The organism is Deltaproteobacteria bacterium (assembly GCA_016930875.1).
Lineage (GTDB): Bacteria > Desulfobacterota > Desulfobacteria > Desulfobacterales.
In genome coordinates, this window is sequence record JAFGFW010000115.1 from 36,385 (window position 1) to 42,684 (window position 6,300).

The 6,300-nt window shown below is 48.8% G+C and carries 6 protein-coding genes; all 6 read left to right on the forward strand.

All coding sequences use genetic code 11. The features are described 5' to 3' along the window. Nucleotides 1–27: 27 nt before the first annotated feature. The 6 genes from JW883_10435 (at nt 28) to JW883_10460 (ending at nt 6,179) form a co-directional block, all read left to right on the forward strand. Nucleotides 28–366: a P-II family nitrogen regulator gene (locus JW883_10435; GenBank protein ID MBN1842683.1), complete on the forward strand. Its 339-nt coding sequence runs from the start codon at nt 28–30 to the stop codon at nt 364–366. Nucleotides 367–378: 12 nt separating this feature from the next. Next, nucleotides 379–3,003: a [protein-PII] uridylyltransferase gene (glnD, locus tag JW883_10440; protein ID MBN1842684.1), complete on the forward strand. Its 2,625-nt coding sequence runs from the start codon at nt 379–381 to the stop codon at nt 3,001–3,003. Between the two features lie 324 nt (nt 3,004–3,327). Continuing rightward, nucleotides 3,328–3,507 carry a hypothetical protein gene (locus tag JW883_10445; protein ID MBN1842685.1) on the forward strand — a complete coding sequence of 60 codons (180 nt, stop codon included), beginning with the start codon at nt 3,328–3,330 and terminating at the stop codon, nt 3,505–3,507. Further along, the gene (locus JW883_10450) at nt 3,488–3,610 is read left to right on the forward strand and encodes a hypothetical protein (protein MBN1842686.1); all 123 of its coding nucleotides are present in this window, start codon (nt 3,488–3,490) and stop codon (nt 3,608–3,610) included. The genes JW883_10445 and JW883_10450 overlap by 20 nt, the downstream gene beginning before the upstream one ends. Nucleotides 3,611–4,009: 399 nt before the next feature. Then, nucleotides 4,010–5,347: a hypothetical protein gene (locus JW883_10455; protein ID MBN1842687.1), complete on the forward strand. Its 1,338-nt coding sequence runs from the start codon at nt 4,010–4,012 to the stop codon at nt 5,345–5,347. A 670-nt stretch (nt 5,348–6,017) separates the two neighbouring features. Next, on the forward strand, nt 6,018–6,179 hold the full coding sequence (locus JW883_10460) for a hypothetical protein (protein MBN1842688.1): 162 nt from the start codon (nt 6,018–6,020) through the stop codon (nt 6,177–6,179). Nucleotides 6,180–6,300: the final 121 nt, after the last annotated feature.

Genomic DNA, 6,300 nt, shown 5'->3' on the forward strand with positions numbered 1-6,300 from the left:
GTTTGTTGCTTTGTTGGAGGAGAAAAAATGAAAAAGATCGAAGCTATTATCAAACCCTTTAAGCTGGACGACGTGAAAGAAGGCCTTACCGAGATTGGTGTTCAGGGGATGACTGTCTCCGAGGTTAAGGGGTTCGGTCGCCAAAAAGGCCACACGGAGATCTATCGTGGGGCAGAGTACAAGGTGGATTTTGTGCCAAAGATCAAACTGGAGGTGGTCGTGAATTCGGAACTCGCGCCTCAGGTTGTGCAGGTGATCGAGCAAAAAGCTAAGACAGGAGCCATTGGCGACGGAAAGATCTTTGTCTCTGGCCTGGATGAGGTCGTTCGCATCAGGACAGGAGAACGGGGCAAGGAAGCAATATAGCTGTCTGTGCCCATGACCCCACAGCAATCCCCAATAAGCATTCTGCAGAAAAAGAGGGAAGGGCTAATCGCCCGCTTCCTCAATGGCGATGAACCCTTCTTTTTGGAACGACAGGCAGAGATCCTTGACGAGTATTTTCGCGAGAGCTTTCTCAGGAGTTCCGTAGGGCCCCTGATACGCGTGGACAAAAATCCCTATGCAATCATTGCACTGGGTGGTTACGGCAGAAAAGAGCAGTGTCTTCATTCCGATGTGGATGTGCTCCTTCTCTTTAAGAAAAAGATCCCGGACCAGGCCAAGGGTCTTGTCCATGAGATTTTTTATCCCCTGTGGGATATCGGTCTTGACGTTGGTTATGCCACCAGGTCCCTGAAAGAATGTTTAACGCTGGCCTCCCAGGATTTTGAGGTCTTAACCTCCCTGATCGACGCACGATTTCTCTGTGGCATATCTTCCCTCTATTCAGATCTGAAGGAGCAGATACGCGGCAAAGCCCTCCGCAGGCACGGACGTGCTTACTTGGACTGGCTTTCAGAAAGAAATCAAGACCGCCACACAAGGTTCGGGGATTCCACTTATCTTTTGGAACCGAATATCAAAGAGGGACTCGGCGGCCTGAGAGACTATCACACGATGCTCTGGGTGGCCCTGACGACATATCACATCAGCGAACCAAGGGACCTGGAGTTCTTTGGACATCTGTCCCATGATGAGTTTCAGTCCCTGTGTGAGGCGCTAACGTTTATTAGAAACGTGAGAAACTGGCTACACCATTTGAGCGGACGCAAATGCGATCAACTCTACTTTGAATACCAAGTCAGGCTCGCCCAAGCCCTGGGATTTAAGCAAGAAAACGGACAACGGGCCGTCGAAGGATTCCTGGGGGCCCTGCACGGCCAGATGGAGTTCGTGAAACGACAGCACCTGATGTTTCTCGGCCATGCACTGAAGCCAAAGCAAAAGCCCGGCAGGAAAAAGGCGGTAGCAGCAGGCATCGAGGTCGTCCGGGACGCCCTGGACTTTGAATCTCCAGAAGCCATCCTCAGAAATCCCCATCTTTTGATAAAAATATTCGAGATAGGTGCGGTTCTCGAAAAACCTCTAAGGGCAGGTGCAAGCCGGCTGGTCAAAGAGTTCTTATACTTAGTCGATGAGAAATTCCAAAGGTCCCGTGCGGTCATTAGGTCTTTTCAGCGCATCCTGTCCGCGCCTCCCCAAACCTTTAATGTCTTAAATGCAATGTTAAACGCAGGCATGATGGCTGCCCTGATTCCCGAGATGAAGGGCATTGTCAACCGGATTCAATACGATCAGTATCATGTCTATCCTGTGGATAAGCACTCGCTGCGTACCGTACAAATCTTGAAAGAATTGCGCGATGCAGGCCCCGAAACTCAAGAGGCCTTTTGCGCAGAGATCTTCAGAGAAATACGAAATCCTGAGGTCCTGCTGTGGGGAGGCCTTCTGCACGACGTGGGCAAGGGTGGAGACGGATATGACCATGACGACCATGCAACACGGGGAGCGCGGATCGTCAGGCATGTGTTCAATAGGATGGACTTCGCCGACAAAGACATCGACACCATCTCTTTTCTGGTTCGTGAGCACCTTTTCTTAATTCACACTGCCACACGAAGAGACATCAACGACGAAAAAATTGTCGTTCAATGTGCGAAAAAATTTCGCGACATTGATCGCCTCAGGATGCTCTATTTGCTTACGGTTGCTGACTCAATGGCTACTGGTCCAAAGGCGTGGAACAATTGGAAGGGAGCGCTCTTAAAGGAACTCTTTTTCAAGATCTCTCACATACTGGAAAAGGGTGAACTGGCCACACCAGCGGCTTCAGAAGTGGTAGAGAAAAAAAAGGAGAAAGTTTTTCAACGTGGGGTATCCATACCCACGAACACGTTGGAGACTCTCTTTGACGATATGTCGCCACGGTACCTCCTGTACACATCGTCGAAAAATATCCTCCGTCATATTGAGTTATTTCATAGCCTCGGTCAAGACCCCTGTGTGTTGGAGACAAAGGTCAATCCCAGGACGAACTACAGAACCGCTACAATCTGTGCCAGAGACTTTCCCGGACTCTTTTCAAAAATTGCAGGCGTGTTCACCCTCAACAATTTTGATATCTTGAGCGCTCAGATCTACACTTGGAGAAATGACATCGCCCTTGACATCTTCAAGGTCAAGGCCCCACCCGACACTATCCTTGAGGACGAAATGTGGGAGAGGGTCAACAAAGACCTGAAAGCTGCCCTGAGGGGTGAGTTGGATCTTTCGACTGCTCTTGACCAAAAGGCGCTGGCCTATCAATCCTTGCAAAGAAAGACACCGAGAAGGCCGGACAAGGTCAACGTCGACAATGAGACCTCCGATTTTTTCACGATCATAGAAATCTACACGCACGATTTCCCAGGTCTTCTTTATAGGATCACCAATACCCTTCTCCGGTGCGGACTGGACACCAGGGTTGCCAAGATCGCCACCAAGGCCGATCAAGTCGTCGATGTCTTCTACGTGCGGGACTTTGACGGCCAGAAAGTCGACAGCCCGGAGCAGGTGGCGGCCATCAAAAAGACAATCAAAGAGGTTTTGGCCAACGGAGCGAATAGCAAAGCTGAAAGCTGAAAGCTCAAGGCTCAAAGCAAAAGACTTAACCCCACACTTATCCCACCCGCACTGTACCCCTGATCCTTTCTCTAAGGTCTTATTCCTGTTGTGCCATTAAATGCAGGGAAGTATAGATAATTGTATGCTATTACCGCCAAAACAACATAATTGTGGCAACAGATCTCATTCTTTTTAGAAATTCAAACGGTGGCTCTGCCAATATTAGTCAATAATAGCTGTTGGTTACAATAAAGGAACCTCTGCCCGCTCCGCTTGGCACATCTATTGATACTGTTCCTGCCAGGACTGACAATGAAGGAAAAAAACGAAAGGAGCTTGGCAATGAAAAAAGTTGAAACGATCATCAAACCGTTCAAGCTGGACGACCTTAAGGAAGGCCTGTCCTCACTTGATATCCAGGGCATGACGGTCAGCGAGGTTAAGGGATTCGGGCGGCAGAAAGGGCATTCGGAAATCTACCGTGGTGCTGAGTACACGGTAGATTTTGTGCCCAATTGTTGAGAGGATTGTCAATAACCACGGTGGAAGAGTCTGGGTGGAGTCTGAAAAGGCGAAGGGAGCAACCTTTTATTTTACCCTGCCCAAGGCATCCCGACCGGATTAGATATCCTTGAGACTTCCAGGGGGGCGCCATCTTGCTATAGAAGAAAGGGCTCGCCTTCAAAAAGAATGAGCTTGATATAGCCAATTTCACAGAACTCAAGAGAGATTCTGCAGAAAAATCAGCCTTCAAGCCCCCATCCACTTTCTCTGTCACTTGTGTTGCCTTGATAGTGTGTAAAACTTTCCATAAATTGTGGCATGTTATTTCACAGTAGTTGTGGTTTGGTACCGCAGCCGTGCTGTACACTTGAGTTGACTGTTTAGAATCTATCCCGATATTCTTAAGCTAAAGATGTTGCATGATTCTTGCATCAACTCAAATCCAGAGCCTTCAAGTCCATTATGATTCTGGACATATTGTCTAATATATTCATGCTAACGAATACGAAGGAAAGAGAATTTGGCGATAGAAATCGATAAAGCGCTCCTGGAAAAGGCGTGCAAAAATATCATCGAGGTCATCTTGTTTTGTCTTCCCAGCGCCTATAAGGGGACCGTTTACGAAATAGGTCCTCCTCCTGATATGATCGCAAAGCGGATTACCTCTGGCGTCATCAATGAGGAAAGGAAGACCATCTCCTGGGGTCTCCCGGAAACGTCCGATTATAATCCTCCCGGCAAACCCTGGACTGAATACAGAGATGAAGCGGGTCGTCCCCTAGAAGCCATGGGATGGTGTGTGGAGAACCAGAAGAGTTGGACAGCAGAGGATCCCAGAAATGACACTCGGAGTGTCAGGCTTCAGATGGAAGGCGTGTGGGAAGATTCCCACCACATGGAACCGGTTTTAATCCCAAAAGAGGATTCATACTCTGGAAATGGGCCGCCCCTGCAATACCCCAGAAACTGCAAAGGCAAAATCATCTGGCAGAATAATGAATATGTGGTGGTAGCTGTAATAAAGATCCATTTCCGCCCACACAGCATCGAAATTGGCAGCCCGGAGACCAGGGTCATCAAGAGACTGTCCCTATCCCTCGGCACTGAACTCCTTTCCTACCAGTTGCGCCAGCGGTCCCTTGAGGCGATGCGCGAACTGGCACAGGACAAGCTAAATTCCTGTAATGTCCTTGCGCACTCATTGCGCAATGCCATTGCCAAATCCGGTTTTGTTTTCTCGCTCATCAAACTGGAACTCGGATTCCTGAGAGATCAATGGGAGCGACTGGTGTTAGAGCACTCGGATCAACAAGGGATGAAGCAAAAGGCAGTTCATGCGCTAAATGAAGCGTTGAAGAACATGGGCAAAGGATCCGATGATCAGGGAAAAGATCTCCTGGGGATTCAGAACCGATTTTTGGACTTTTCCCCACCTGCTGAGCAGGGTGAAAAGTGGGTGTGCGCGCATATAGAGGAGAGGTGGAATGAACTGCTAGCCGAGAAGCCCCTGGATGAGGAACATGAAAAAGAGGTCCGACGTGGTATTGATGAACTGAAAAGATCCCTTTACCTCGGGAGAAATCCGGATATTCTTGCAGCCTACGACAAGATGCCAGAGAGTTTAAAGAAGGAGTGGGCTGACCTTATTTACAGAGACACGGGTCAACTGGATACACAATTCCTTGACAGATCAATCCAAATCCTCCAAAATCCTTCCCTCAACCTTCCCTACCGGGAGAAGTCTAGAAAGAGCCTGATCTACCTCAAAACCCTTGCTGAGACTATGGGTGAGCTGGAACAGAGCACGAATTCGGTTTTGCAACAAGTGCTCAACGGATCAAAAATACAGGAAAGATAACGGTAGCAATCTGCTTTCACTCCACTTTTCCTTCCTACTGGTAGGAACCACCCTCCCATCCCACCGCTGTGTAGGAAAGTCTCCTTTCATTATCTCAGGCAATAGAACCCGCATGCGCAGTTTTCAGTAATGGCGTTGGGTAGTTACAGCGTTTACTCGGGCGGGCCTCACGCTTGGCATGCGTCTTGATATGTATATCCGTAAAGCTCACACGATTATTTGCCGGCAAGAATACAACACATGTTGAGGATGCTCAGGATGAGAAAAATCGGCATCTATGGCAAAGGTGGCATTGGCGATGCCAAGCGAAAGGCACAGATTTGCGAGAACCGCCTCACAGGCCCCCTGCCCTTCAGCATCGGAGAAAGGACAGACCCCTGATAGAGGCGCCCGTGGAAGCAAAGCGGCGCGTATTGTTCAGCGATTAAGGTTCCTAAATAACGCCAAATATAAACATGTCGTGTTCACTTCCGATGTTCCTCTGCCACCTCACCTGATCTTTTCGGATACGCAATATGTCATGGAGCCGCTGCCGTGAATGTGGTATGGTCACGCGCAAATGGAATGGTAACCAGGCCGTCTCTTCCCTCCTTCTGTGTTATCTTAACCTGCTGTGATAATAGCGAACTGAATTGGCAACTTGCTGATTGCTTGACAAAATGGAGGACACATGGCTGGCGTCTTTGAAGTCTACGTGAAAACCTATTTTTCCGCCACGAGAGGCTCTGGAGTATGTGTCGAGGTACGTCTCTATGGCGTCGCCATCCGTGTGGCCTCCTCCAAAGAACTGAAGGAGACCTTCACCGCTGCCAAGGAGTTCTTCAAAAACTGACAGGAAGGTTTTCTGTAACCGTTCACGGTTACAGAAAAATGAACATCGAACATCGAACGTCCAATCGCTCGACCTTGAGGCTCTCGACAGGCATCGAACCTTGAATGGGAAAAGATGAAGA

Coding starts and splice junctions, on each gene's coding strand:
- JW883_10435 (MBN1842683.1), top strand. CDS start 28: ATGAAAAAGATCGAAGCTATTATCAAACCCTTTAAGCTGGACGACGTG.
- glnD (MBN1842684.1), top strand. CDS start 379: ATGACCCCACAGCAATCCCCAATAAGCATTCTGCAGAAAAAGAGGGAA.
- JW883_10445 (MBN1842685.1), top strand. CDS start 3,328: ATGAAAAAAGTTGAAACGATCATCAAACCGTTCAAGCTGGACGACCTT.
- JW883_10460 (MBN1842688.1), top strand. CDS start 6,018: ATGGCTGGCGTCTTTGAAGTCTACGTGAAAACCTATTTTTCCGCCACG.